Here is a 25,078-nt window from a genome sequence, read left to right on the forward strand (position 1 = left end):
GATTGGCGGGCCTCACCGGTGCCTACCGATGCCTACCGGTGTCCTGACCTGCGGGCATGAGGTCATGCGCGCAGGCCGGGGGCCTCTATCTTGTTGTTGTGGATCGATCAGTCGGCAAACTCGTCGGCGACTCCGGATTTCACCTCGGCGACGTCGCTCAGCTCGACATACTGCTGCGTCTGCGCGTCATACTCGGGATACTCGATCTCGCCGGTGATGCTGGGGTTACCGGTCTTGGCGAAGTTGGTCCAGATGCTAAGCATGCGTTCGATCACTTCGCCGTCAGTCGCATCAAAACCGGCGGAGGCGTAAATATCCGCTGGATCACCTGCCGAGCCGCTCACGCCGTTGCCATTGAGGTCACCAATCACCAGCGATTCGCCCGTGGCCGGATCAATCACCAGACCGAGCAGATAATGGGTGATGACACTGCTGGGCATATTGAACATATAGGCCAGCTCGGCCCCGTGATAGGCCTGTACACCGCGCGCCTTCCAACCGGATGGCTGGTGACTGAACAGAGTGGCGTAGGTAGCCGCCTCTTTCAGCGGAGCCATCCAGGGAAAGACATCCTTTACCGTGTTGATCGGATCTATGGTGTCGTTGGTGTTGATAACGAACATGAAGGGGACGTCATTGTCCTTGTCTTGCTCGAACAATTCGCGCTCGCTGATGGGCAGATAGCTGTTGTCGATATTGGTATAGGGCTGCAGCGTGGCCGCAGCCGCCATCACCTCAAGCCAGCTCTTCTCGCGCATTTCCACGAGCGAGGCAGCGTTCAAGTTGTTCTGCAATTGAGTGCCAATCTGCTCTGCGGCCTCCAGGCTACGAGTATCCGGATACAGAGTACCGCTCTGGCTGATCGCCTGATGGAACAGGCCCGCTGCCTTGGGTGAAGCCATCAGCGACAACACCTTGCGGCCACCACCGGACTCGCCAAAAATGGTCACGTTACCCGGGTCACCACCAAAGGCCTCAATGTTGTCACGTACCCACTCCAGGGCCATGATCAGATCCAACTGACCGTAGTTGCCCGAACCGCTATAGCCACTCTCGGCACTGAGGTCGGGGTGGGCAATGTAGCCAAATGGCCCCAGGCGATGGTTGACCGAGACCTGCACAACGCCTTTGCTGGCTACCGCCTCAGGGTTGTTGAAAGGCGTGGTATTGCTGGTCAATGCGGTAAAGCCGCCGCCATGGAACCAGACCATCACCGGCAATCCCTCGGCTTCCTTCGGCGCAGTCACGTTCAGATACAGCGAGTCTTCACTCATGCCGCCCTCGCCGAAGCGCTGCAGCGCCGGGTTCTGCGCCGCCTGGTCGCTCCAGGCTACCGCGTCACGCACACCGTCCCAGGCGTCAGGCTGCTGAGGCGCCTTCCAGCGCAAATCACCCAGTGGAGGCTTGGCATAGGGAACGCCGAGAAACTGCCAGGTATTTGCATCGGCCTCAAAGCCACTGATGTCTCCTGAGTTGGTGCTGACTACCAGGCGCGGGCTGGTAGAGCGCTCGAGATGCTCCTGAGCATCGGCGCTACTGACCAGGCTTCGTGGGCGCGGGTCGGTATCGCTGAAAGCACCTGCCGCTTCGAGCGTAGCTACCACGGTGGTCAGGCTCGCACGAAAATCGGCCGGCGCCTGATCAAGCAACAAATTGCCGGCGTTGAGTGACACCTCGTCTCTGATCGCTTCGGTAATCTGAATACCGTTATTCAGATTACCGTCGGCGTCCAGCGTCTGGAGCAGCACCAGCATGTTGCTCACACGCTGGTCATTCGCCCCCGGGGCACCATCGACAATGTCCAGCGGCGTCAATATCGTCGCACCCACTGCAGAGCCGAGGTCCAGGTCACCAATGGCGAAGCTGACGGTTTGGCCGCTGGCATAAGTGAACTGACCATTGGCATTGGTCTCGCCGCTCCCGTCTTCAGTCTGAAAATCCAGGCCGGACACAGCGCTGTCGACAAAAGTGCCGGTCTGTCGATCATCGCTTGAGCCGGATCCCCCAAGGCAACCACCCAGGGAGAGAAATAGCGGTACAAACGAAGCACTTAGCACAGCCGAGCGCAGGGGATGTTTGATGTTCGAAACTTTCATGCAGATCTCCGATTGTTTTTGTAATGGAGTTCTTCATGCCGCGACCTTCGTATTGTCTTACCCGGAACTATCGCAGGACATTACCTCTCCGCAATCCGCCGAAGGGCGTACACGCTGAACGGTCAAATCAACACGCCCTACCCGCGCAAGCCAGGCAGGTCATGTTCAGATACGCCCCGAGCATAGACCTCGTCCGGGCACTGAACACAGGGAAAAACGCGATTTTTTCGGAGCTTTTCTTGCCGCAAAAACGCGTCCGAAAAGAGACAAATCCGCTTTGTGACTGATAGGTCAGGGTCTGCCTGATGAGGATCTGATGAGAGCGTTTCAGCACGAAAACTGTCACGCTCCGATGATAAACTCCCGTTTCATGGTGTTGCCGACGAACGTACCGGTTCTGCCCTTAAACTCGTTCACTCCTGGGAAAACAGTTTGGTGAGGAAGCCAACAAGACAAGACACGACAACAAGATACAACCAGAGAGCCGTCATAAAAGGGAATGAACAGTCATTCATAACGCTTATGGCACAACTCAACTACCAGGCCAATTCCATTAGATGAATCACTACGAGACAGGTCTTCGATGAAAACTCCAAAACCAACCAGCTACGGGCATTGAGCATGTGCATCAGCAGGACCTGCCAGAGAGCGATGATCCTACAACCTGACCACGGCAATGAATTGGAGCAGGAAATGCCAAATGCCCGTACTTAAGTCGGCGTGCGGCAACAGATCTGCACGAGTGCTCATCCGCAGGAGACCGCAAAGTGTGAGAACAGCCGGGGAAAAGCGAAACCTGGAAACAACAAAGCCCCGAATAACGGGGCCTTGCGGTCTATTTCTGGCGGAGAGTCAGGGATTCGAACCCTGGGAACTGTTGCCAGTTCAACGGATTTCGAATCCGTCCCGTTCGACCACTCCGGCAACTCTCCAGTCGGCGCGCATCATAACAGCTTTGCTCGACGCGGCGGAAGGGGTCAGCCTAGCTGTCAGCCGAGCTCTACGCCCAGACGCTGCGCTACCTCTTCATAGGCTTCAATTACACCGCCCAGGCCCTGGCGGAAGCGATCCTTGTCCATTTTCTTGCCTGTGGCCTTATCCCACAGGCGGCAACCGTCAGGGCTGAATTCATCGCCCAGTACGATTTCGCCCTTGAACAGCCCGAACTCCAGCTTGAAGTCCACGAGTATCAAACCGGCGGCGTCAAATAGCCTGGTAAGGATGCTATTTACCTGCAGCGTCAGTTCCTGCATACGCTTGAGCTGGTCAGCCGTCGCCCACCCGAAGGTCACTACGTGAGACTCGTTGATGAAGGGGTCACCCTTGGCGTCATCCTTGAGGAATAGCTCGAAGGTCGGTGGCGTCAGCGCCTTGCCTTCTTCGATGCCCAAGCGTTTGACCAGACTCCCGGCAGCATGATTGCGCACCACGCATTCAACCGGGATCATATCGAGCTTCTTGACCAGAACCTCGGTATCGGACAACAGCGCATCGAACTGGGTAGGAATGCCCGCATCCTCAAGCTTTTGCATGATGAACGCATTGAAACGGTTGTTAACCATGCCCTTGCGGTCAAGCTGTTCAATCTTTTTGCCATCAAAGGCAGAGGTATCGTTACGAAACAGCAGGATCAGACGATCCGGATCGTCGGTAGTGAATACCGATTTGGCCTTGCCGCGATAGAGTTCTGTGCGTTTTTCCATTATCGGCTCCCGCTGTGCGCGAAAAGTGGTTGGGTCATACCCGTTATGTCTTGCCAGGGGAGTCCCTGGTTCTGTTCAGCCAGGTGTAACTCACCTGACCATCCGGCTAAAGCGCCTTGCAATTCATCCAGCGCCAGTTCTGGCCGGTTGTTCTTTTCACTGATGTGCGCAATCGCCACGTGCCGCAGGGTGGAACGATCGATTTGGGCAAGTAGCCCAGCGGCCTGCTGATTACTCAAATGCCCCAGATCTCCAGAGACCCTGGCGCGCAAACTGGGCGGATAGGGCCCGTTGGCCAACATGTGAGGATCATAGTTGGCTTCCAGAAAGAGCCCGTCGAGCGCCCTGTAGCGCTCAATGATCCAGGGGGTAATCATGCCGGTATCAGTCAGAATGCCGAAGCGGTGCTGACCACTGTCGAAGATGTACTGACAGGGTTCACGGGCATCATGAGGAACCGCCACCGGCTCAACATGCAGCTCGCCGATTGTGAAGCCCTGATCAAGCTGCACAACCTCGACCGGCGCCTGAAAATCGCGCAGCGCATGCAGCGTGCCGTGGGTCATGTAAACCGGTAGCTGGTACCGCCTGGCCAGACCTTCAACGCCTTTCACATGGTCGGAATGCTCGTGGGTGACCAGGACTGCGCTAAGTTGCCGCGCACTCAAACCTGCCTGGGCCAGCCGCTGCTCCGTTGCACGCAGGCTGAAACCGCAATCGATCAGCAGACGTGTCTGACCGGACTCGACAACCGTGGCGTTGCCACGACTGCCACTGCCCAGCGAGCAATACCGCATAGGTTATACCCGCTCGATCAATTCAGATTCGTCTGGATGCGCTCGAGCACATCGGCTGCAACCCGCGGGTCTGCAGCACTATTGATGCTCTCATCCACCGTGACCTGCACACTTCCGCCCACCGCGGTCAGGCGAACTTCGGTACGCTGCGCCCTGTCGTCTTCGGGTTCTTCATCACGGCCAAACAAGCGTCCGAAGAAACCAGGCTTTTCCTGGCTGCTGGCTGACTGAGCCAGATCAATATAGTAAACACCCGAGCTACGGTTCAGGTCGGCTATGCGGATATCGGCCTGACTCAAAGCCTGTCCGATAGCGGCCCAGGCCCGGTTGAAGTCACTTTGCAGGGTCAGGACCGGATTGCCTGCACCGTCGCGCGCAAGCACTGCGCGCGGGCCTGCCTGAGCGGCAACCAGTGAAGTGATTGAAGCGCCACTACGGGTCTGATTCAGATAGGTCTCGATTTCCGCCAAGACGGCCCGCTCAAGATTGGCGTTATCAGAATTTTCAGGCCAATCATCGCGCGTACCGCCCTGGCTGCGCGACATCTGGGTGACATAAATCTCGCTGTTTGCACCTTCAACGCCGGGTTCAATACGCATACGGAAACGGTGCTCCTGACCATCGACCCTGCGACCTTCGCCAATGGCGGGAAGAATGCGGCGCAGCAGCGGGTTGTCGGCCTGCAGATCAAAGGCTATCCAGTCAGTCTGCAGCTGTCCCAGGTTAGGGGTCTCGCTTGCCACCGGCACTTGGTAATCATTCCAGAACTGGCGCACCAGAGGCCAGGCTTCGGCGGCGCTGCGCTGCGCCTGAACCCATCTGGTCGAGCCATTCTGTTGCAGCGAGAACTCGGCTGCATCGGCGCTGACCAGCATGGGCTGGGGCCGGGGCAACTCGAACTCCCCGGTATTTTCCTGGGCCTGAGTCTGACCGGGCACGGGCAGCAGATCACCCAGCGGCTTGCTTTCAACGCCCGCGGGAATATCAATTCTCGGCTCGATGACGACGCCCTGATAGTCCGATCCACGATCCCGGAAATAGCCATCTTCACCAGCGAGATAACCACAGCCACTCAGACCAGCGAGCAGCGCGAGCGTTAAAGCACCCAGTACAGGCTTCATAAACAATTCCTTGGTATACATGGTTCGAGGCGAGTTCACAGAATGCCGCATTCGCGTAGGGCAGCACGGACCGTTTCATGACAGCGAGGGCTGAGCGAGGTCAGTGGCAAGCGCAATGAGTCAGCCATCATGCCCATCTCGTGCAGCGCCCATTTCACTGGAATCGGGTTTGATTCAATGAACATGGCCTTGTGCAACGGCATGAGAGACTCGTTCATCTGGCGCGCCAGATCGGCGTTGCCTTCAAGTGCTGCTTTGCACAACTCGTGCATCGCCTTGGGCGCCACATTGGCAGTGACGGAAACGTTGCCCTTGCCGCCCATCAGAATGAGCTCCACTGCAGTAGGGTCATCCCCGGAATAGACGGCCATGCGGTCCGCAACGCGGTCTATGAGCTCGCGCGCACGCTGAAGATCACCCGTCGCTTCCTTGATGCCGATAATGTTGCTGATATCGGCAAGCCGCTCCACGGTTTCCGGCAACATGTCGCAGGCCGTTCTACCCGGGACGTTGTAAAGTATCTGAGGCACGGCTACCGCATCGGCAATAAAGCGGAAGTGCTGGTACAGGCCTTCCTGGGTAGGCTTGTTATAGTAGGGCGTCACCAGCAGGCAAGCGTCGGCCCCCACGCTGCGAGCCGCTTCTGTCAGCTCTACCGCTTCGCGGGTTGAATTTGCACCTGTACCGGCAATAACCGGTATGCGACCCGCTACCTGATCGACCACACGACGAATCGCCTCTTTGTGTTCGGCCATGTCCAGCGTTGCTGACTCGCCAGTGGTACCTACAGCAACAATCCCGTCAGTACCTTGTTCGAGGTGAAAATCAACCAGCCGTTCAAGAGCCTGCCAGTCAAGCCCGCCCCGTGAATCCATCGGTGTTGCCAGCGCCACCAGGCTGCCTGAAATCATGCAACTGCTCCAGTTGAAACATTGACCCGCAATGGTACTTTCGCCGTGCTGTCAGCACAAGGGAAGCCACACACAATTCGCGGCCGCGCACAGGCTTCTCACACGCCATTACAGGACCTCGACTACAAGACAGTCGCACACAAGCTGAGATTGATCCCAGGGGCAGACGGGGCGACAATAATACCTCTGACGACCTGCCGGACCTGCGGGGCAAGTCGTAAATCAGCTTTTGAGGAACACCATGTCGACCCCAGCACCACAGAAGGAACAGTTCCTGGTTATCAGCGCCCTGGGCGGGCAAACCACCACCCTGGTTACCACCTTTACACGATTGTGCATGGAGCAGCGCTGCTTGATCGTCAGTAGCCGCATGAGCAGACACGGCACCTGCTCTGCCCTGCTTCTGCAGGTCAGCGGGAACTGGGATGCGCTCGCACGTCTGGAGACGCTGCTTCACACGGTGGCACGTCGCGAGCAGTTCACGCTCTCGATGAGCCGCAGCACCACCCTGGATGAACGACCCCAGGCGCTTCCCTACAACGTGTTCGTCACCGCGGCACAGCGGCCTGAATTGTGCGGCGAGCTTTGCGCCTTCTTTCAGCAACTGGAAATCGACATTGAGGAGCTGTTCAGCTTTACCTACATGGCACAGCACACCGGCACAGCCATGTTGAATATGACTTTGACCATCGCCATTCCGGCCAAAACGCAGCTTAGCTGGCTGCGCGAACAGTTTCTGGATTTTTGTGACGAACTCAATCTGGATGCGGTGATAGAGCCCTGGCGGCCAGTGCACTGAGATCCGGAACCATAGCCCCTGCCCAACCTGCAACCAACAGCCAAGGAACCTCCCGGCATGACCATCGAACTGGACCAACCCGTACCTGCCTTCAACGCTCAGGCAACTAGCGGCATAAAAGTAGACTCCGAGCAGCTTATTGGTCAGCACTATGTGCTGTATTTCTACCCCAAGGACAATACGCCGGGATGTACTACCGAGGGGCAGGATTTTCGCGCCTGCCATGAAGATTTTGCTGCGGCCAATACCCGCATATTCGGCGTGTCACGCGACAGCCTGCGTACCCATGAGAACTTTCGCAGCAAACAGGGCTTTCCCTTTGAACTGATCAGTGACGCGGACGAATCGCTCTGTCAGCTGTTCGACGTGATCAAGCTGAAGCAGATGTATGGCAAGGAGTACGAGGGAATAGAACGCAGCACATTCCTGGTAGATGCCCAGGGCGTGCTGCGGGCAGAGTGGCGCAAGGTAAAGGTCAAGGGCCACGTTTCAGAGGTATTGGCTGCAGCCCGGGCTCTCTGAAACCACCACTTTCTAGGGAGCCTCAGCAACCACCTCGCCAGGTTGCAGCTCCCGACCCTGATTTTCTCCCTGCGCCCCCGGCCATGCATTAAGGACCGCCTTGAACAGAGTGGCGAGCGGGATTGCAAAGAATATCCCCCAGAACCCCCATAGCCCACCGAAAATCAGTACCGCCGCAATGATGGCGACTGGATGCAGATTGACAGCCTCGGAAAACAGAACAGGAACCAGCACGTTACCGTCCAGGGCCTGAATAACCGCATACACAATCATCAGCACCATGAACTCGTTGCCCAGGCCCCACTGAAAGAGTCCGATCAGAGCGATGGGGATCGTGGCAATGGTGGCGCCTATATAGGGCACCAGAACAGAGAATCCGACCATGACCGCCAGCAGTGCAGCGTAATTGAGGCCCAGAACGGCGAAGCAGACATAGCTGACGGCACCTACGATCAAGATTTCCACCGCCTTGCCACGAATGTAGTTGCCTATCTGCTGATTCATCTCGGTCCAGACTTCATTCATCAAACGCCGCTCGCGGGGAAGCCGCCCTACCAGCCAGGCGATAATCTTGTCGCTATCCATCAGAAAGAAGAACACCAGAATCGGCACCAGCACCAGATAGACCAGGATGGTAAGCAACATGGGTAAACCAGCCAGAGACTGGGACAAGAGCCATTGCCCGAACTGCCCAAGCTCACCATTGATCGACGCCACTATCCGATCGATCTGACCAGAGGACACCAGTGCAGGATACTGGTCAGGCAGGTGCGCCAACTGCGCCTGCCATTCAACCAGCATACGTGGCAACTCATTGAACAGATTGATCACCTGCCGCCACACCAGCGGCACGACAATACCGAACAGAGCCGCCAACGCACTAAGAAACAGCAAAAACACCAGCCAGACGGCAATCGCCTGGTGAACTCCCCACTTCTTGAGGCGGGTGACCATACCCTGCAACAGATAGGCGAGCACCACCCCGGTCAGCAGTGGAGCAATGCTGTCACCAAAGGAGATGATAATCGCAAAACCCAATGCGAGGAGTACCGCCAGAACGACTGCTTCCTCGTCGGAAAAGTAGCGATGCACCCAGTTACGGAATACCTTGATCATGCCTGTTGATCTCACTCCTTACGCAACCAATAATGAAATTCATGGTCCTGAACGGAGGACTCGAGCAGGGAGTGACCGGCAAGCTCGCAAAATCGCTTGAAATCCCGTTGCGAACCAGCGTCCGTCGCCAAAACCTGCAATATCTCTCCACTTGCCATCTTGTTGAGGGCCTGCTTGGCCTTGAGCAGAGGCAATGGACAACTCAGCCCCCGGGCATCAAGTCTCTGGTCGGCGGTGAAGGTGCTGGGGGCGTCAGCCATGCGAGGCTCCTGATCAACTAGTGCTACAGTATAGCCCTCGGGGGTTGATGGCAGACAATCTTATCCCACTGGATACGCAGGTAATCATGTATAGCATCACAGCGCTACCCATCAGGCGACTACGCACCGGTTTACAGGGGCTGGCACTTGGGCTGCTGGTCAGTTTCGCTGCGCCATCCCTTGGCGCCACAGAATTCAACCTACCGTCCCTGGGAGATACCAGCTCGTCCATCATGTCTGCGCAGCAGGAATACCAGCTGGGCCGGGCATGGTTGTCCATGCTGCGCGGCGCCGTTCCCACAATGGATGATCCCCTGCTCAAGGACTTTATCGAGCGTCATGTCTATGGCCTGGTAGAAACCAGCCAACTGTCTGACCGACGCCTGGCCTTCGTCCTGATTGAGAGTCCGCAGTTGAATGCCTTTGCCGCGCCCGGCGGGGTGGTCGGTGTGAATGGCGGACTCTTTTTGAACGCCTATACCGAAGCCGAGTTTGCCTCGGTCATGGCCCACGAACTTGCCCACCTGTCACAACGCCATTTTGCCCGCAATCTACAACAGCAGGAGCGCATGCGCATCCCCATGATGACCGCCATGCTGGCCGGTGTCATTCTGGCAGCGGCTGGTGGCGGTGACGCCGGGATCGCTGCCCTGGCGTCCACTCAGGCGGCGGCAATACAGGAACAACGGCGATTCTCCCGCCAGAACGAGCAGGAGGCTGACCGAATCGGATTGATCAACCTGGAACGTGCCGGATACGACCCCGAGGCAATGCCCGACATGTTTGAGCGTCTCGCGCAAATGGGCAGGTTCAGCCGCAAGCCGCCGGAGTTTCTCTTGACCCACCCGGTGACACAGTCGCGTATCGCCGACTCACGCAACCGGGCAGAGCAATTGAAGAATGGCGGACAAAGCGATAGCCCGGAGTATCAGATGATGCGTGCCCGGGTACAGCTACATTATGAGCAAAGTCCCGGACTTGCGGCGCAGCGCTTTCGAATCCTGCTAGATGAACACGAGGGCGACCACGCGGCAGCAAGGTACGGACTCGTTTTGGCATTGATTCGCGGCGGGCAGCATGCAGAGGCTGCCAGCGTTATCGAGCCACTGCTCGCCAGTCAGGGCGACAATCTGGCTGTCAATCTCGCAGCCGTGGAGCTGGACATCAGCCGAAGCAAACTGGATCAGGCGCTTGCCCGCGTAGACCGCCTATTGCTGATCAATCCGGAAAGCTATCCCCTGCAGGAGGCCAAGGCGGATATTTTGTTGCGAAGCCGGCGTTATGCCGAGGCGGAAAAGGTGATCAACCGGCTGGCGAGCCAGCGCGAAAACGACCCTGATGTGTGGTACCTGACCGCAGAGATACGCGGCCTGGCGGGCAATATCGTGGGCGTCCATACCGCCAGGGCTGAGTACTTCATGCTCGCCGGCGACCTGGACCAGGCTGCCGAGCAGTTGGACCTGGCAGCCGTGCGCGCGGGGGACGATTATGTCCAAAGCGCTCGCATTCAAGCCCGTCAGCAGTACCTGATGGAGCAGCGCGCCATTATAGAAAATATGTGATCAGGCGTTCCCGACGGCGTTGAGACGAGCCTGGCGAGTGAATTCGAGCATTCGTTCCAGCGGCTTCACCGCCTGGGGAACAAGATGCTCAGGCACCAGGATTTCATTAGTGCCCTGTTCCAGACTCTGCAATAGTGCCGGCAGGGTGTTCATGGCCATCCAGGGGCAATGTGCACAGCTGCGGCAGGTAGCACCACTACCCGCAGTTGGCGCCTCGATCAACAACTTGCCCGGAGCGCCCTGCTGCATCTTGTAGAAGATGCCCCGATCAGTGGCAACGATAAAGGTAGGATTCGGGAGGGTCTGAGTCGCCTTGATCAGCTGGCTGGTTGAGCCCACCACGTCTGCAAGCTCCACTACCGACATGGGTGACTCGGGATGTACCAGAATAGCAGCATCGGGATATACGGCCTTGAGATCCAGCAATGCCTTGGCCTTGAACTCCTCGTGAACGATGCATGAACCCTCCCAGAGAAGCATGTCTGCACCAGTTTCACGCTGTATGTAATTACCCAGATGCTGGTCAGGTGCCCAGATGATCTTCTCGCCCTTGTCCATCAGGTGGCCAACGATTTCGAGCGCGCAGCTCGAAGTCACCACCCAATCCGCCCGCGCCTTGACGGCGGCTGAGGTATTGGCATAAACGACTACAGTCCGATCCGGGTGCTGATCGCAAAAGGCAGAGAACTCCTCTATCGGACAGCCGATATCCAGTGAGCAGGTGGCCTCGAGCGTGGGCATCAGAACCTGCTTCTCGGGACTGAGGATCTTGGACGTTTCACCCATGAAGCGCACACCAGCTACTACCAGGGTGCTGGCCGGATGTTCCTTGCCAAAACGCGCCATTTCCAGGGAATCGGAGACGCAGCCACCTGTTTCTTCGGCTAACGCCTGTAGCACAGGATCGGTGTAGTAATGGGCAACCAGGACGGCATCACGTGCGAGTAGCGCCGAGCGGATACGTGCTTTGTAATCGGCCTCTTCCGCTGTAGTGAGGGGCGCAACCTGCTTGGCCGCAAGATGGGCCTGAACCAACACCCGCTCGGGAATCTGTGACATGACAAGGATCCTGTAGTCGTGACAATGGCTGGCATTATACCACGCCGTCTGCTCTGAATAATGGATCACTGCCGTGGCGCTGGCCTGCTCCAGCCCATCACCTTGAAGGCGACCTGAACGGGCTGTAATCCTACAGCCCGCTTATCCTGACGGTCACACTGCAGGGCGTGGGCATTTATACGTCCCGCGCCCAACTCAGGATACAGACTGGTTAACTGCGAGCGCGTTCTGCGTCACGCAATGCCTTGATCTGATCGTGGTTACGCAGCACACCCTGATACTGACGTTCTACGACCTGGCGTACGTCAGCGGGCAAATCCGCTTCGAGAGCTTCCTTGTAGCTCTTTTTGGCGACATCTTCCCCGCGCTCGCACTCGTTGAGAATAGCCTTTTCGTCTTTTCCCGAGATCATTGACTTGAGGTCGACCCAGCGGCGGTGCATATCACCTGCCAGGCTAGTATCGTCTTCCGGGTCACCACCCAGACGTACCACAATCCCCTGGAGCTCTGTAGCTGCCTTACCACATTCCATGGCGTGATCACTGAGCAATGCCTTGAGCTCGGGCCGCTTCACGTCGTCCGCGCATACCTTGAAACCTTTCTCACCATCCTTGCAAGTCTCGATAAGATCGTTGAGAACCTTGATGGTTTCTTTCGCTGCTGAAGTCATAGACCTTCCTCCGTTCATTACATGATTGCGATGATGGAAAAGACAGATTGCGTCATTCCATTTGCCAGAGTTTGGACTTTGCCGGCATAGGGAGGTTCAACCATTAAATTGAGGGGCTAGAGACAAGGAAATGCCACGTCGAGCTTTCAGTACGCAGGAAAGCAGCCGATTGGACGGAATCAGGAAGCGGAAAAAGGGGTATGGGGTATTTCAGGATAAACAGAGGGGAAAAATGGTGGGTCGTGTAGGATTCGAACCTACGACCAATTGGTTAAAAGCCAACTGCTCTACCAACTGAGCTAACGACCCGGAACGCGCGCTATAGTACTGATTTATCAGATAAACTCAAGTTTTTTTTACATCCCCGCGTAACGTGTCGGATCCTTTAGCCCCGCAGCCTCGAATCCCTCTGAGCGCAGACGGCAACTGTCGCAGCGGCCACAGGCTCGCCCCTGATCATCTGCCTGATAGCAAGAAACGGTCAGGCTGTAATCGACACCCAACTGTACACCTGATTCGACTATCCGAGCTTTACTCATATTCTGCAGGGGAGCCCTGATGCGAAACCCGACACCTTCGATGCCTGCACGTGTAGCGAGATTGGCTACTGTCTCAAAAGCTTGTATGAAAGCCGGCCTGCAGTCGGGGTAACCGGAATAATCGACAGCGTTAACACCAATGAAGATGTCCTTTGCCTCGAGTACCTCTGCCCAACCCAGCGCCAAGGCCAGAAAGACGGTGTTACGTGCCGGCACATAGGTAACAGGGATCCCTTCTCCCGCCTCCTCTGGTACAGCGATACTGACGTCAGTCAGGGCTGAGCCCCCCATTCCATCAAGATCCAGCTTGATCACCTTGTGGGCTGCTACAGCGGCGCTCGCTGCGAGACGTGCCGCTGCGTTGAGCTCTGCCCGATGGCGCTGACCATAATCGAAGCTCAATGTGTGACACAGATAGCCTTCCGCCTGGGCCATCGCCAGAACCGTTGCAGAATCCAGGCCGCCAGATAGCAGCACGACCGCTTTTTTACTATTCGTCATATCAATGTCCAGGCTCGTCGTTCCACAGATATTTATGCAGCTGTAGCTGAAAACGGACTGGCAAGTTGTCCTCCATAATCCACTCAGCAAGGAGCTTTGGGACTAGCTGTTCGTGGCTGGGCGAGAACAGCACTTCATCTACCCGCTCCGGCAACGAGTACTCGTCCAGCTTGAAGCGCGCCCATTCATAATCCTGCCTGCTACAGACCACAAACTTCACCTGGTCATGTTTACCGAGCACCGCCATATTTCCATACAGATTGCGGCCGGACTCTGCCGAATCTGGCGTTTTCAGGTCTACCACCCTGCTCACACGCGGATCCACTGCACTGACATCCAAGGCGCCACTGGTCTCGAGCGACACCTGATAGCCCGCATCACAAAGCGCTTGCAGCAATGGGAGACAATTAGGCTGGGCGAGAGGCTCACCACCGGTTACGCAGATGAAACGCGGTTTGAACCGCTCTATGCGTGCAAGAATTGCGGACAGGCTGTGAACTTCGCCACCAGTAAAGGCGTAAGCAGTATCACAGTACTGACATCGCAAAGGGCATCCCGTCAGACGTACGAAAACGGTGGGTAACCCGATCGAGCGGCTTTCACCCTGAAGGGAATAAAATATCTCCGTGATCCGGAGCGTTGCGCAAAGATCGACTGACATGTTTGGCATCCAGGGCTGGACTGCTGAAAAGGCAGAGGCCCGTTGGGACGATCGCTTGCACACCTGATGAATCAGGAAGCAAGCATGATGGCCGTAATAGTAAGAGTGGGGCGGGTATCTCTCAGCCCAGGCTGTCCAGATCGCGCCTTGCAAGCTGGGCTGCCGACGAGTTCGGATGCCGTGAGAGCACTTGCTGATACAGCTCTACGGCCTTGTCCCGGTTACCCAGGCGGCGCTCGACATCGGCGAGCTTGTAGAGTGCGTCGGCTTCCTTGCGATGTCCGGGATACTCGCTGACTACCAACGCGAACGCGCGGCCAGCTGATTGCAAATCGGACTCTACCAGGTGAATTTCACCCAGCCAATACTGCGCATTCCCGGCGTATTCGCTATTCGGGAATTTCCTGACGAAGGCACTGAAGGCCTGGATCGCCTTTTCAAAATCTCGCGCCTTGACCAGGTCAAAGGCTGCATCGTACATCAATTTCTCACGCGCCGGATCGACCTCAGCCGTGCCGGTATTGCCTTGCGGTGCTGTTGCACTGCCAGTGTTTCCCTGCTGACTCGCAGTGGGGCTTTCAAGTGCATCAATTGGCGCTTGCTGATCGGCATCGCCAGGTGTAACCCCGGTGCCCGCTGACAGCCTGCGGTCTATATCCTGATATCGGTCCGACTGGTCCTGCTCCATTTGCTTGAGCCGATATTCCTGCTCCTCCAGCCTGCCGCGCAACATCGCGACCTCCTGTTGAAGCTGATACAGCTGCTGCAATAGCTGGCCCTCTATCGAGGGGCCAGCTGTGGTCTGCTGGGCGGCAGGGGTAGACGATTGACTACCGCGGACACCGCCCGCGCTACCGTCAATAACCGGCACCTGGGCCATTGCCGCGATAGGCAATAGCATGAAGGCAGCTGTTAAACCCCTGAACCCTTTCATATGACCTCTTACTTACGCAGTTCTACGCGACGGTTCTGAGCCCAAGCTTCTTCGCTGGAACCCATTGCGGCCGGCTTCTCTTCACCGTAGGAGACCAGCTCCAGCTGTGAAGGAGAAACGCCCTGGCCAGCCAGGTAACGCTGAACGGCAGCAGCACGACGCTCGCCCAGAGCCATGTTGTACTCGCGTGAACCACGCTCGTCGGTGTGGCCTTCCAGCACTACACGGTTACCAGCAGCACGCAGATCCTTGGCATGCACATCAAGGGCGCGGGTAGCTTCAGGCTTCAGCTCGGCGCTATCGAGTTCGAAGTAGAAAGTAGTGACCGCGCGCAGAGCAGCCTCTTCGCTGGACATGTCGTCACCGCTTGAAGCTGGAGTGGTGTAACCAGCACCGGCGTTCGGATCAACCGCGCCAGTTCCGCCGGTGTCGCCACCTTTGGAGGAACAACCAACAATCACGCCCATAGCTACAACCAATGCCGCAAACTTACCAAATTTAATTACTTGCATCATAAGACTCCTCGTAAACCCCACATGTTTTAATGATTTTTTACACCCTAGGGCAGGTATGGGGACCATGAGGGCACTCGCAGGTCCGTGAATTGGGTCGGAATTACCGACCTTGCACGGCCATTGGTAGACACCAGCATGAGTACGCCCCGTCCCTGTTGACGGGTGGCATAAATTAACATGACGCCATTGGGAGAAACAGTGGGTGATTCATCCAATGAAGTTTCTGTTAACACTCTCAGATTACCGCGCTCCAGGTCCTGGATGGCAATCTGAAAATTACGGGTACCCTCTTGACGGTGCACCATGACCATGGTCCGACCATCAACGGAGAGTTTGGCATTGGCGTTGTAGTTGCCGACAAAAGTCAGCCGCTCGGTAACACCAGTATTGATATTCTGTTTATAGATCTGCGGACGGCCACCACGGTCAGACGTGAAGACGATGGTGTTGGCATCCAGCCAGTCCGGCTCGGTATCGATAGCAAAGTGGTTGGTGATGCGTCGCAGCTGCTTGTTGGCCAGCTCCATCACGTAGATCTCGGGATTACCATCGCGGGACAACACAAAAGCCAGGCGTTCACCGTCAGGTGACCAGGAAGGGGCGCCATTGAGGCCCTCGAAACTGGTGATACGCTCGCGGCGACCGGTCTGGATGTAATGCACGAATATTTCCGGGCGCCCTGACTCGAAGGATACGTAAGCAATACGCTGCCCATCTGGTGCATACGAAGGCGTCAGGATAGGTTCCCGTGATTGCAGCAGTGTGACTGCTCGAGCGCCGTCATAGTCCGAGCGCTGCAGAGTAAAACGGGTATTGTCGACAGAAAATCGTTCAGCAGCGACGTAAAGGAGCTTGGTATTGAATGCGCCCTTGATGCCAGTAATTTCCTCGAAGACCTGATCGCTCAGATGGTGCGCCATATCACGCAACTGACTTCGCGTGCCACTCACGGTACGCGTCATCAGTACTTCTTCCCTGACAACACTGTAAAGGCTGAACTGCAGACGATACTGATCGGAGCCGGGATCGGCATTAATCTGCCCGGCGACAACATATTCGACACCAAGAATGCGCCAGTCTCGAGGAAATATCTCGCTGGCCTGGGTAGGAGTGCTGAGCATATTGCGTCTGTCGAACGGAGCAAACATGCCGCTGTTTCGCAGGTCGTTGGCAACAATTTCTGCCATGTCTTCAGGCAGCGGCGTGCCACCCTGCCAGCCAAAAGGCACCACAGCAATCGGCGAAGCCTTGTCGGTGCCCCGGGTAATCTCGATGGCGCCCTGAGCATACAGATTCTGCGTTACAAGCAGCAGCGCGAAGGCAGTTAGCCAGATTTTCAACATTTTCATCAGAATGACAGGTCCTCTGGTTTGAAGCGCAACGTTCGTTTGCGATATAGGCTATCAAAAGTTGCCGGCTTTTCCCGTGACAACTGCTGCATTTCTGGAATACGACCCACGTTTCTGATGGCTTGCACCGCAGACTGGTCAAAACCCGGGTCACCGCTAGTGCGCACGACTACGGCGCCAGTAATCTCACCCGTAGGCAGCATACTAATGACAACGTCAACCACCATACCATTACGTGCAGAAGGAGGACGTCTCCATTGCTCGCTGACATAACGTCTGATCAAATCATCATAGCTGGCTGCTACCTCATCACCTGACAGGTCAGCCTGAGCCTGCTGGTATTGCGTCTCGTCGGCAAGCAAATCAGCCAGCGCCTTGGCGCGAGCCTCTTCTTGCGCACGCCTTTGCTGGGCCTCTTTCTCCGCCGCTGCCTTGGCAGCGTCAGCCTTGCGCTTGGCCTCCTCTGCGGCTTTTTTCTTCGCTTGCTCCGCAGCCTGTTTTTTCGCTGCCTCATCAGCCGCTTTTTTCTTTGCCGCCTCGGCTTCTGCCTTCTTTGCGGCTTCCTCGGCTGCCAACTTGCGCGCTGCATCGGCCTTGCGCTGGGCTTCAGCCTCGGCTTGTTTGGCAGCTTCGAGCTGTTTGGCTGCCTCCGACTGCTTCTGCTCAGCGGCTTGTGCCGCTTTCTGCTGCTCTTCACGCTGCTGGGCGGCCTGCGCTGCAGCAGCCTGCTCCTTCGCCCTGGCTGCGGCAGCCTCGGCCTGTTCCTGTTTCTGCTGGTCGCGTTTGAGCTCTTCTGCCTCGTGGCGTTGAGCTGCGGTACGTGCGGCCTCACCAGCTATACGCTGATCCGTTTGGGTCTGCGCCGGGCTCTTGGAGTTCAACTGTACCAATGTCGCCTGAACAATTGGCTTGGCGGGCTCGAATTCCGGCGCGCTGCTGAAGGAGACGAAAAGCAGCAATACCACAGCCAGGTGCACGGCCAGGGCCTTGAGCACCGAGGCAACATAACGGCCGGTTTCCGCCTGACGCGGCTCACGAGTGTTCACGGCGCCTCTGTAATCAGTCCCACGTTCGGGACACCCGCTTGTTGCAAAGTTGCCATCGCGGTAACAACCAGGCCGTAGTTAGCTTCGCGGTCGCCTCGTATGTATACCAGCGTGTCCGGTCGAGCACTGATAATCTTGGTCACACCCGACGCCATTTCCTCCAGAGAAATCGCGCTGTCCGTCTGGTTCTCCGTATCAACGGTTTCACCCAGATTCCAGAAATAGGTTCCATCGGCCAACACTGACAAAGTAAGCACCTGCTGATTGCTGTCCGAGGGCATGACCTCACTGGCCACCTGCGGCAAATCAACTTTCACGCCCTGATTCAGCATCGGAGCGGTCACCATGAATATAACCAGCAGCACGAGCATCACGTCGATATAGGGTACGACGTTCATCTCTGCAACGGGTTTGCGTTTCCGGCGTCTGCCTTGAACCTGCATTTTGACTCCGTTTACTCGTCGTTGCTGGCGTGGACGCGGCGATGAAGAATGCTCGAGAACTCGTCAGCAAAGGTATAGTAGCGACTGATCAGTGTTTCCGAGCGCGCGGCAAATCGGTTATAGGCAATAACTGCCGGAATCGCCGCGAACAAACCAATTGCCGTCGCGATCAGGGCTTCGGCAATACCCGGAGCAACTGTCGCCAGTGTGGCCTGTTGCGCTGTAGCCAGACCACGGAAGGAGTTCATGATGCCCCAGACGGTGCCGAACAGACCAATGTAAGGACTGGTCGAGCCGACAGTGGCGAGAAACGGTAGATGCTGATCGAGCTTTTCCTCTTCCTTGGAAATCGCCACGCGCATCGAGCGCTGTACCGCATCCATTACAGCATCCGGATCAACACCTGCCTGCTGACGCATCCGGGAGAATTCCTTGAAGCCGGCGCGAAAGATCTGTTCCAGTCCGGAGTTGTTGTCCGGGTTTCCTGTGACCTGACGGTACAACTTGGACAGATCGATGCCAGACCAGAATCGATCCTCGAAGTCATCGAGCGCGGTTTTCGCGGAGCGGATAAAGGACCCGCGTTGGAAAATGATTACCCAGGACATGATGGATGCCGCTACCAGAATCAGCATAACCAGCTGTACCAGAACGCTGGCGGTAGAAATCAGGTGCCACATCGACATTTGATCAGCTTGCACGCGGTGCCTCTCCTCGCTCGGTCTTGCTATCTATTACCTGCCTGGCCCTGAACGCAGCGTTCAGACCAGACGGAATTCCTCTGGGTTTGTACCGGTCGGCGCTGACACATGCAACCAACACCTCACCCTCACACAACAGGTCCCCATCAACACGTTTAACCTGCTGGCGGAACCGTATGCTGGCCCGCTTGAGATCAAGCACTTCCACGCTGACGTCCAGCTCGTCATCCAAGCGCGCGGGCGCGTGATAACGGGCGGTCACCGAGTGCACGACAAAAATAATGTTTTCAGTCTGCAGGACACTTTGGTCAAACCCCAGGGTACGGACCATTTCGGTTCGCGCACGTTCCATAAATTTGAGGTAATTAACGTAATAAACGATGCCGCCGGCATCGGTATCTTCAAAGTAGACTCGGACTCTCTGCACGAACGGCGGTCCGGAATAGTCAGCGCGCATAATGTAGAGCCAACGGTGAGCTTTGCATAGTGTTTCCCAGCCAATATCGAAAATATTTTTTCAAGCCCCGTCAGCGTCCTGTCCGGTGCCGAAGAGATCATCCGCGGGCTGTGTCATCCGACGGGGCAGATCGAGCCCGAAGTGGGCATAGGCGTGCCGTGTAAGCATGCGCCCTCGGGGGGTTCGGGTAATAAAACCCTGTTGAATAAGAAAAGGTTCAAGCACATCCTCTATGGTGTGCCGCTCTTCACTGATGGCTGCAGCCAGGCTATCGATACCCACTGGACCACCATCAAACTTGTCGATCATCGCCAACAACAAACGACGGTCCATGTGATCGAAGCCCTTGACGTCAATATCCAGCAGGTTCAAGGCCTGGTCGGCTATTTCTGCCGAAATGGCACCGGTGCCGCGTACTTCTGCGAAATCACGAACGCGACGCAGCAATCGGTTGGCGATTCGCGGTGTACCGCGGGACCGACGCGCAATCTCGAGCGCACCATGGGACTCCACCTGCAGGCCGAGAATCTTTGCCGAACGGGTCACAATGGTCGCCAGATCATCGACTCCGTAAAACTCCAGCCGCTGCGTAATGCCAAACCGATCACGCAGCGGGTTAGTCAACATACCCGCCCTGGTGGTGGCACCCACGAGCGTAAAAGGGGGCAGATCCAACTTGATGGAGCGGGCAGCAGGCCCTTCGCCGATCATGATATCGAGTTGGTAATCTTCCATTGCCGGATAGAGGATTTCTTCGACTACCGGCGAAAGACGATGAATCTCATCAACAAAGAGTACATCTCCAGCTTCAAGGCTGGTCAGCATGGCTGCCAGGTCGCCCGCGCGCTCAAGGACCGGACCTGAGGTGCTCTTTATCTTGACGCCCATCTCCTGGGCAATGATGTTGGCCAGGGTCGTCTTGCCCAGTCCGGGCGGCCCGAAAATCAGTACGTGATCCAGGGCCTCACCGCGGCCTTTGGCTGCCTTCATAAACAGCTCCATCTGCTCACGCACACTCGGCTGACCGATATAATCAGCCAGGCGATAGGGGCGGATAGCCCGGTCAATAACATCTTCCTGCTGCCGCGGCGCGGCAGCGATCAAGCGATCTTCTTCCAGCATGGATATCCCGTGCGTTGAATGCAGAACAATTAAACGATGCCCTTGAGCGCGCGACGAATCAACTCTTCGCTAGTCATGCCGTCCTCTTCGACCGCTGCTACGGCGCGGCTGGCCTCCTGCGGCTTGTACCCGAGACTTATGAGGGCACTGACCGCATCACTGCTCTGTGAGGCTGGAGCGAGACTGGCACCCTCCCCGCCCAGCGGCTTGAAGGAGCCAGGCAAGGCTTCCCATGCCTTGAAACGGTCGCGTAGCTCTATCAATAAACGCTCCGCGGTCTTCTTGCCCACGCCGGGCACCCGCACCAGAGCGCTGGTGTCCTGAGCCTGTACCGCCCGAATCAGCTCATCAACCTCAAGACCGGACATCAAAGCCAGCGCCAGCTTGGGGCCCACGCCGTTGAGTCTGATCAGCTCACGGAAAAGTTCGCGTTCGCGTTTCTCGACAAAGGCATACAGCAGTTGAGCATCTTCGCGCACCACCATGTGAGTATGCAGGGTAACCGACTGCCCCAGGCCCGGGAGCTTGTAAAAGGTGCTCATCGGCGCGTCCAGCTCGTAACCTACGCCTTGTACGTCCAGTAAAATATGCGGCGGTTGCTTTTCGAGCAGCACACCTGTCAGTCGTCCAATCATTGAAATGTCTCTTCGTTGACGCTCATCTGTGGCGGACCCGGCCGCTGCGCAACCCGAGGAGCCCGCCACCCAGCTGCGTATTGAGTGCCGTCGAATGGGCATGACAGAGCGCCGCTGCCAAGGCATCAGCGGCATCCGCCTGCGGCGTCCCGGAAAGCCCGAGCAGCTGAGTGACCATGTGTTGCACCTGGGTCTTGTCAGCTGCACCGGTACCAACTACCGATTGCTTGATCTGCCTGGCGGTGTATTCATGCACATCCATTCCGGCGTGCACCGCTGCAACTATTGCAGCGCCGCGGGCCTGACCCAATTTCAGTGCCGAATCAGGGTTGCGCGCCAGGAACACCTGCTCGATGCTGAGAATATCCGGCTCATATTTTCCGATCAGTTCACTCAGGCCCTCGAAAATCAGTTTGAGCCTGCCCGGCAGCGGCCCGCCGCCGAGACGGATACAACCCGAGGTGACGTATTCACACTTACCCGCGTGCTCGCGGACAATACCGTAGCCTGTCGTGCGCGAACCTGGATCTATACCCAATATCAGGGCCATGCGTGGTGATTTCCGCTAATTGGATGAGCCCTAGTGTGCCATATCCGCCTGGCCATTCGATAAAAGAACGCGGGCAAGAAAAAGGGAGGCACATGCCTCCCCGTTCCATGCGCTCGACGCTCTAACTCAACTGGGCCAGAACATTGTCGGGTATGTCAGCGTTGCTGTAGACGTTTTGCACATCGTCCAGATCTTCAAGCATGTCAACCAACCGGAGAACGCTCTCGGCTCCCTCCAGGTCCAGGACAACGGTGGTCGCAGGGATCATGCTGATATCCGCAGCCTCACGAACAAATCCCTGCTGATCCAGATGATCGCGAACGCCACCGAACTCTTCGAAAGTGGTCAATACGTCAATCGAACCGTCGTTATTGCTAACGACGTCCTCAGCCCCTCCTTCCAGGGCCACCTCGATCAGAGCGTTCTCATCCGCACCCGGTCCATAGCTGATCTGCCCGCGCCTTTCGAACAGGTAGGCCACAGACCCGTCGGTGCCCAGATTACCGCCACACTTGTTGAAGGCGTGGCGAACTTCACTGACCGTGCGATTGCGGTTATCGGTCATCACTTCGACCAGGACCGCAACGCCACCGGGACCATAACCCTCATAGGTCAGCTCCTCGACGTTGTCCGCATCAGTGCTGCCCACACCACGCGCAATTGCGCGGTCGATGGTATCGCGGGTCATGTTGGCGGTCAGTGATTTATCCACCGCCGCTCTTAGCCTGGGGTTATCCGCGGGCTCGGGGCCGCCAAGCTTGGCAGCCACAGTCAATTCCCTGATCAGCTTGTTGAACACCTTGCCACGCTTGGCGTCCTGCGCTGCCTTGCGATGCTTGATGTTGGCCCATTTGGAATGTCCGGCCATGATCGACTCCGTGGTTCTGGGCGGGTTATTCGACCTTGGGCTGCTCGCGCAGACGGATGTGTAGCTCGCGCAGGGCCTTGCCATCCACCGCACCCGGGGCCTGAGTCATGACACAGGCCGCACTCTGGGTCTTCGGGAAGGCAATGACTTCACGGATCGACTGGGCACCGGTTACCAGCATAACCAGGCGATCCAGGCCAAAGGCCAAGCCACCGTGCGGCGGCGCGCCGTACTTCAATGCATCAAGCAGGAAGCCGAACTTTTCCTGCTGCTCTTCTGCACTGATGCCGAGAATGTTGAAAACCGCCTGTTGCATTTCCTTGCGATGGATACGGATCGAACCGCCACCCAGTTCGGTACCGTTAAGCACCATGTCATAGGCGCGCGACAGAGCCGTAGCCGGGTTGGCAGCCAGATCCTCCGGGCTGCACTTGGGCGCAGTGAAAGGATGGTGCAATGCGCTCAGGCTGCCATCGTCGTTCTCTTCAAACATCGGGAAATCGATCACCCACAACGGCGCCCACTCGCAGGTCAGCAACTGCAGGTCATGTCCAAGCTTTATACGCAGGGCGCCCAAGGCCTCGGAGACGATCTTCGCCTTGTCGGCGCCAAAGAAGACAATATCGCCATCAACCGCGCCAACCCGGTCGAGAATGATTTCAAGGTTCGCCTCGGGAATGAATTTGACAATCGGTGACTGCAGACCTTCAACGCCCTTGGCTCGCTCATTGACCTTGATATAGGCCAGGCCCTTGGCGCCATAGATGCCCACATACTTGGTGTAATCGTCGATCTGCTTTCGCGGCATGCTGGCCCCACCAGGAACGCGCAGCGCAGCAACACGGCCCTTGGGATCGCTAGCCGGCCCACTAAACACCTTGAAGTCGACTTCGGTCAACTGGTCGGCCACGTCGACCAGCTCCAACGGGTTGCGCAGGTCCGGCTTGTCCGACCCATAGCGACGCATCGCCTCTTCGAAGGTCATATGCGGGAAGTCGCCAAGGTCCACGTCCAGCACTTCCTTGAACAGCTTCTGGATCATACCCTCGGTCAGACCGATGATGTCCTTCTCGTCCATGAAGCTGGTTTCGATATCGATCTGGGTGAATTCCGGCTGGCGATCAGCGCGCAGATCCTCATCGCGAAAGCACTTGGCGATCTGATAATAACGGTCGAAGCCGGAGACCATCAGCAACTGCTTGAACAGCTGTGGTGACTGCGGCAAGGCAAAGAAAGTACCAGGGTGGGTGCGACTGGGCACCAGATAGTCACGAGCCCCTTCAGGGGTAGCACGGGTCAGGATGGGTGTTTCCACATCCAGAAAGCCATTCTCGTCCAGATAGCGGCGCACGCTGCTGGTAATGCGCGAACGCAGCTTCAGTTTGGCGGCCATCTCTGGGCGGCGCAGATCGATAAAGCGATAACGCAGGCGGGTTTCCTCGCCCACATCTGAATACTCGTCCAGGGGGAAGGGTGGCGTTTCGGCCTGGTTCAGCACCTCGAGATCGTACCCCAGAACCTCGATCGCACCGGAGGCCATGTTGGGGTTCACTGCACCGGCAGGGCGAGGGCGGACCTTACCGGTTACCTTGACCACATATTCACTGCGCACGCGGTCGGCCAGAGCGAAGGTTTCTTCGCGATCTGGATCGAATACCACCTGCGCCAGACCTTCACGATCGCGGATATCCAGGAATATCACACCACCATGGTCACGACGTCGATGAACCCAGCCGCAAAGGGTGATTTCCTGATCCGCCAGCGATTCGTTCAACTGGCCGCAATAGTGGGTACGCATCATGTTGTGGTATTCCTGTCGTAGAGATCGGGCAGCCTGCGCGCCGGGATGAATGCCAGTCGCGAAGCAGCACACTGAGAAAAGCGCCATAATATACCCGAAAGGTACCCTTGTCGGCGAGAACCTCAATCCCTGATTTAACTGTGCTCCAACGACATGACTCCACATGGAGACGCGCCAGCTGCGAGGAGATTGCTGCAATATTCGGTTTCGACAAATTGGCAGTTGAGCATGCAGGCGTTACGTTAGCGTCTATACTGCAGCTCAAAAGGACAACAACACAGTCGCAGTTACGGCCAACTGCGGCAGTCCAAACCCGTTTGAATCAATCCCATCCAACAGG

The 25,078-nt window shown here is 56.9% G+C and carries 26 protein-coding genes and 2 tRNA genes; 3 read left to right on the plus strand and 25 right to left on the minus strand.

Going from position 1 to position 25,078, the window contains the following annotated elements; all coding sequences use genetic code 11:
- Nucleotides 1-107: 107 nt before the first annotated feature.
- From FZF01_RS07905 to dapA, 6 genes are all read right to left on the minus strand, one after another.
- Nucleotides 108-2,096, minus strand: a complete 1,989-nt coding sequence (locus FZF01_RS07905) for a carboxylesterase/lipase family protein (protein ID WP_150277609.1) — start codon at nt 2,094-2,096, stop codon at nt 108-110.
- Nucleotides 2,097-2,938: 842 nt separating this feature from the next.
- A tRNA-Ser gene (locus FZF01_RS07910) sits at nt 2,939-3,028 on the minus strand.
- A gap of 57 nt (nt 3,029-3,085) precedes the next feature.
- Nucleotides 3,086-3,799, minus strand: a complete 714-nt coding sequence (gene purC, locus FZF01_RS07915; RefSeq protein ID WP_150277610.1) for a phosphoribosylaminoimidazolesuccinocarboxamide synthase — start codon at nt 3,797-3,799, stop codon at nt 3,086-3,088.
- Nucleotides 3,799-4,596 (minus strand): MBL fold metallo-hydrolase, encoded by a 798-nt coding sequence (locus tag FZF01_RS07920; protein WP_150277611.1) that lies wholly within the window; start codon nt 4,594-4,596, stop codon nt 3,799-3,801. The genes purC and FZF01_RS07920 overlap by 1 nt, the downstream gene beginning before the upstream one ends.
- Before the next feature lie 17 nt (nt 4,597-4,613).
- The gene (gene bamC, locus FZF01_RS07925; protein ID WP_188434281.1) at nt 4,614-5,717 is read right to left on the minus strand and encodes an outer membrane protein assembly factor BamC; all 1,104 of its coding nucleotides are present in this window, start codon (nt 5,715-5,717) and stop codon (nt 4,614-4,616) included.
- 35 nt (nt 5,718-5,752) lie between these two features.
- On the minus strand, nt 5,753-6,628 hold the full coding sequence (dapA, locus tag FZF01_RS07930; RefSeq protein WP_150277613.1) for a 4-hydroxy-tetrahydrodipicolinate synthase: 876 nt from the start codon (nt 6,626-6,628) through the stop codon (nt 5,753-5,755).
- Nucleotides 6,629-6,869: 241 nt separating this feature from the next.
- Here dapA and FZF01_RS07935 point away from each other — a divergent pair, with 241 nt between their 5' ends.
- Together FZF01_RS07935 and FZF01_RS07940 are read left to right on the plus strand one after the other, a co-directional pair.
- Nucleotides 6,870-7,427: a glycine cleavage system protein R gene (locus tag FZF01_RS07935; protein ID WP_150277614.1), complete on the plus strand. Its 558-nt coding sequence runs from the start codon at nt 6,870-6,872 to the stop codon at nt 7,425-7,427.
- A 57-nt stretch (nt 7,428-7,484) separates the two neighbouring features.
- Nucleotides 7,485-7,949 carry a peroxiredoxin gene (locus FZF01_RS07940; RefSeq protein ID WP_150277615.1) on the plus strand — a complete coding sequence of 155 codons (465 nt, stop codon included), beginning with the start codon at nt 7,485-7,487 and terminating at the stop codon, nt 7,947-7,949.
- 12 nt (nt 7,950-7,961) lie between these two features.
- Here FZF01_RS07940 and FZF01_RS07945 read toward each other — a convergent pair whose 3' ends face one another.
- Nucleotides 7,962-9,065 (minus strand): AI-2E family transporter, encoded by a 1,104-nt coding sequence (locus FZF01_RS07945; protein WP_150277616.1) that lies wholly within the window; start codon nt 9,063-9,065, stop codon nt 7,962-7,964.
- 11 nt (nt 9,066-9,076) lie between these two features.
- Nucleotides 9,077-9,325 carry a sulfurtransferase TusA family protein gene (locus FZF01_RS07950; RefSeq protein WP_150277617.1) on the minus strand — a complete coding sequence of 83 codons (249 nt, stop codon included), beginning with the start codon at nt 9,323-9,325 and terminating at the stop codon, nt 9,077-9,079.
- Nucleotides 9,326-9,411: 86 nt separating this feature from the next.
- On the opposite strand from FZF01_RS07950, the gene FZF01_RS07955 reads away from it, so the two are divergent.
- A complete protein-coding gene (locus FZF01_RS07955; RefSeq protein WP_150277618.1) occupies nt 9,412-10,887 on the plus strand; it encodes a M48 family metalloprotease in 1,476 nt (491 codons plus the stop codon).
- Here FZF01_RS07955 and nadA read toward each other — a convergent pair whose 3' ends face one another.
- From nadA to aspS, 17 genes are all read right to left on the minus strand, one after another.
- The gene (nadA, locus tag FZF01_RS07960) at nt 10,888-11,946 is read right to left on the minus strand and encodes a quinolinate synthase NadA (RefSeq protein WP_150277619.1); all 1,059 of its coding nucleotides are present in this window, start codon (nt 11,944-11,946) and stop codon (nt 10,888-10,890) included. It abuts the gene before it with no gap.
- Between the two features lie 211 nt (nt 11,947-12,157).
- Entirely contained in the window at nt 12,158-12,616 is a 459-nt protein-coding gene (locus FZF01_RS07965; RefSeq protein WP_150277620.1) for a PA2169 family four-helix-bundle protein, read from the minus strand.
- Nucleotides 12,617-12,849: 233 nt separating this feature from the next.
- Nucleotides 12,850-12,925: transfer RNA gene (locus tag FZF01_RS07970), tRNA-Lys, on the minus strand.
- Between the two features lie 47 nt (nt 12,926-12,972).
- On the minus strand, nt 12,973-13,656 hold the full coding sequence (gene queC / locus FZF01_RS07975; RefSeq protein ID WP_150277621.1) for a 7-cyano-7-deazaguanine synthase QueC: 684 nt from the start codon (nt 13,654-13,656) through the stop codon (nt 12,973-12,975).
- A gap of 1 nt (nt 13,657) precedes the next feature.
- Entirely contained in the window at nt 13,658-14,317 is a 660-nt protein-coding gene (gene queE / locus FZF01_RS07980; protein WP_188434280.1) for a 7-carboxy-7-deazaguanine synthase QueE, read from the minus strand.
- A gap of 121 nt (nt 14,318-14,438) precedes the next feature.
- Entirely contained in the window at nt 14,439-15,251 is an 813-nt protein-coding gene (gene ybgF / locus FZF01_RS07985) for a tol-pal system protein YbgF (protein WP_150277623.1), read from the minus strand.
- Between the two features lie 8 nt (nt 15,252-15,259).
- Nucleotides 15,260-15,763 carry a peptidoglycan-associated lipoprotein Pal gene (gene pal / locus FZF01_RS07990; RefSeq protein ID WP_150277624.1) on the minus strand — a complete coding sequence of 168 codons (504 nt, stop codon included), beginning with the start codon at nt 15,761-15,763 and terminating at the stop codon, nt 15,260-15,262.
- A 47-nt stretch (nt 15,764-15,810) separates the two neighbouring features.
- Nucleotides 15,811-17,109 (minus strand): Tol-Pal system beta propeller repeat protein TolB, encoded by a 1,299-nt coding sequence (tolB, locus tag FZF01_RS07995; RefSeq protein ID WP_373286416.1) that lies wholly within the window; start codon nt 17,107-17,109, stop codon nt 15,811-15,813.
- A 5-nt stretch (nt 17,110-17,114) separates the two neighbouring features.
- Nucleotides 17,115-18,161, minus strand: a complete 1,047-nt coding sequence (gene tolA, locus FZF01_RS08000) for a cell envelope integrity protein TolA (RefSeq protein WP_150277626.1) — start codon at nt 18,159-18,161, stop codon at nt 17,115-17,117.
- On the minus strand, nt 18,158-18,604 hold the full coding sequence (gene tolR, locus FZF01_RS08005; RefSeq protein WP_150277627.1) for a protein TolR: 447 nt from the start codon (nt 18,602-18,604) through the stop codon (nt 18,158-18,160). The genes tolA and tolR overlap by 4 nt, the downstream gene beginning before the upstream one ends.
- Nucleotides 18,605-18,615: 11 nt before the next feature.
- Nucleotides 18,616-19,290, minus strand: a complete 675-nt coding sequence (gene tolQ, locus FZF01_RS08010) for a protein TolQ (protein WP_150277882.1) — start codon at nt 19,288-19,290, stop codon at nt 18,616-18,618.
- Between the two features lie 4 nt (nt 19,291-19,294).
- Nucleotides 19,295-19,762: a tol-pal system-associated acyl-CoA thioesterase gene (ybgC, locus tag FZF01_RS08015; protein ID WP_150277628.1), complete on the minus strand. Its 468-nt coding sequence runs from the start codon at nt 19,760-19,762 to the stop codon at nt 19,295-19,297.
- 60 nt (nt 19,763-19,822) lie between these two features.
- Nucleotides 19,823-20,884, minus strand: a complete 1,062-nt coding sequence (gene ruvB, locus FZF01_RS08020) for a Holliday junction branch migration DNA helicase RuvB (RefSeq protein ID WP_150277629.1) — start codon at nt 20,882-20,884, stop codon at nt 19,823-19,825.
- Nucleotides 20,885-20,913: 29 nt separating this feature from the next.
- Complete coding sequence (gene ruvA, locus FZF01_RS08025) at nt 20,914-21,519, minus strand: Holliday junction branch migration protein RuvA (RefSeq protein WP_150277630.1); 606 nt, start codon at nt 21,517-21,519, stop codon at nt 20,914-20,916.
- 22 nt (nt 21,520-21,541) lie between these two features.
- Complete coding sequence (gene ruvC, locus FZF01_RS08030) at nt 21,542-22,069, minus strand: crossover junction endodeoxyribonuclease RuvC (RefSeq protein ID WP_150277631.1); 528 nt, start codon at nt 22,067-22,069, stop codon at nt 21,542-21,544.
- 121 nt (nt 22,070-22,190) lie between these two features.
- A complete protein-coding gene (locus tag FZF01_RS08035; RefSeq protein ID WP_150277632.1) occupies nt 22,191-22,937 on the minus strand; it encodes a YebC/PmpR family DNA-binding transcriptional regulator in 747 nt (248 codons plus the stop codon).
- A 25-nt stretch (nt 22,938-22,962) separates the two neighbouring features.
- Nucleotides 22,963-24,738: an aspartate--tRNA ligase gene (gene aspS, locus FZF01_RS08040; protein ID WP_150277633.1), complete on the minus strand. Its 1,776-nt coding sequence runs from the start codon at nt 24,736-24,738 to the stop codon at nt 22,963-22,965.
- Nucleotides 24,739-25,078: the final 340 nt, after the last annotated feature.

The organism is Halopseudomonas salina, from assembly GCF_008641105.1.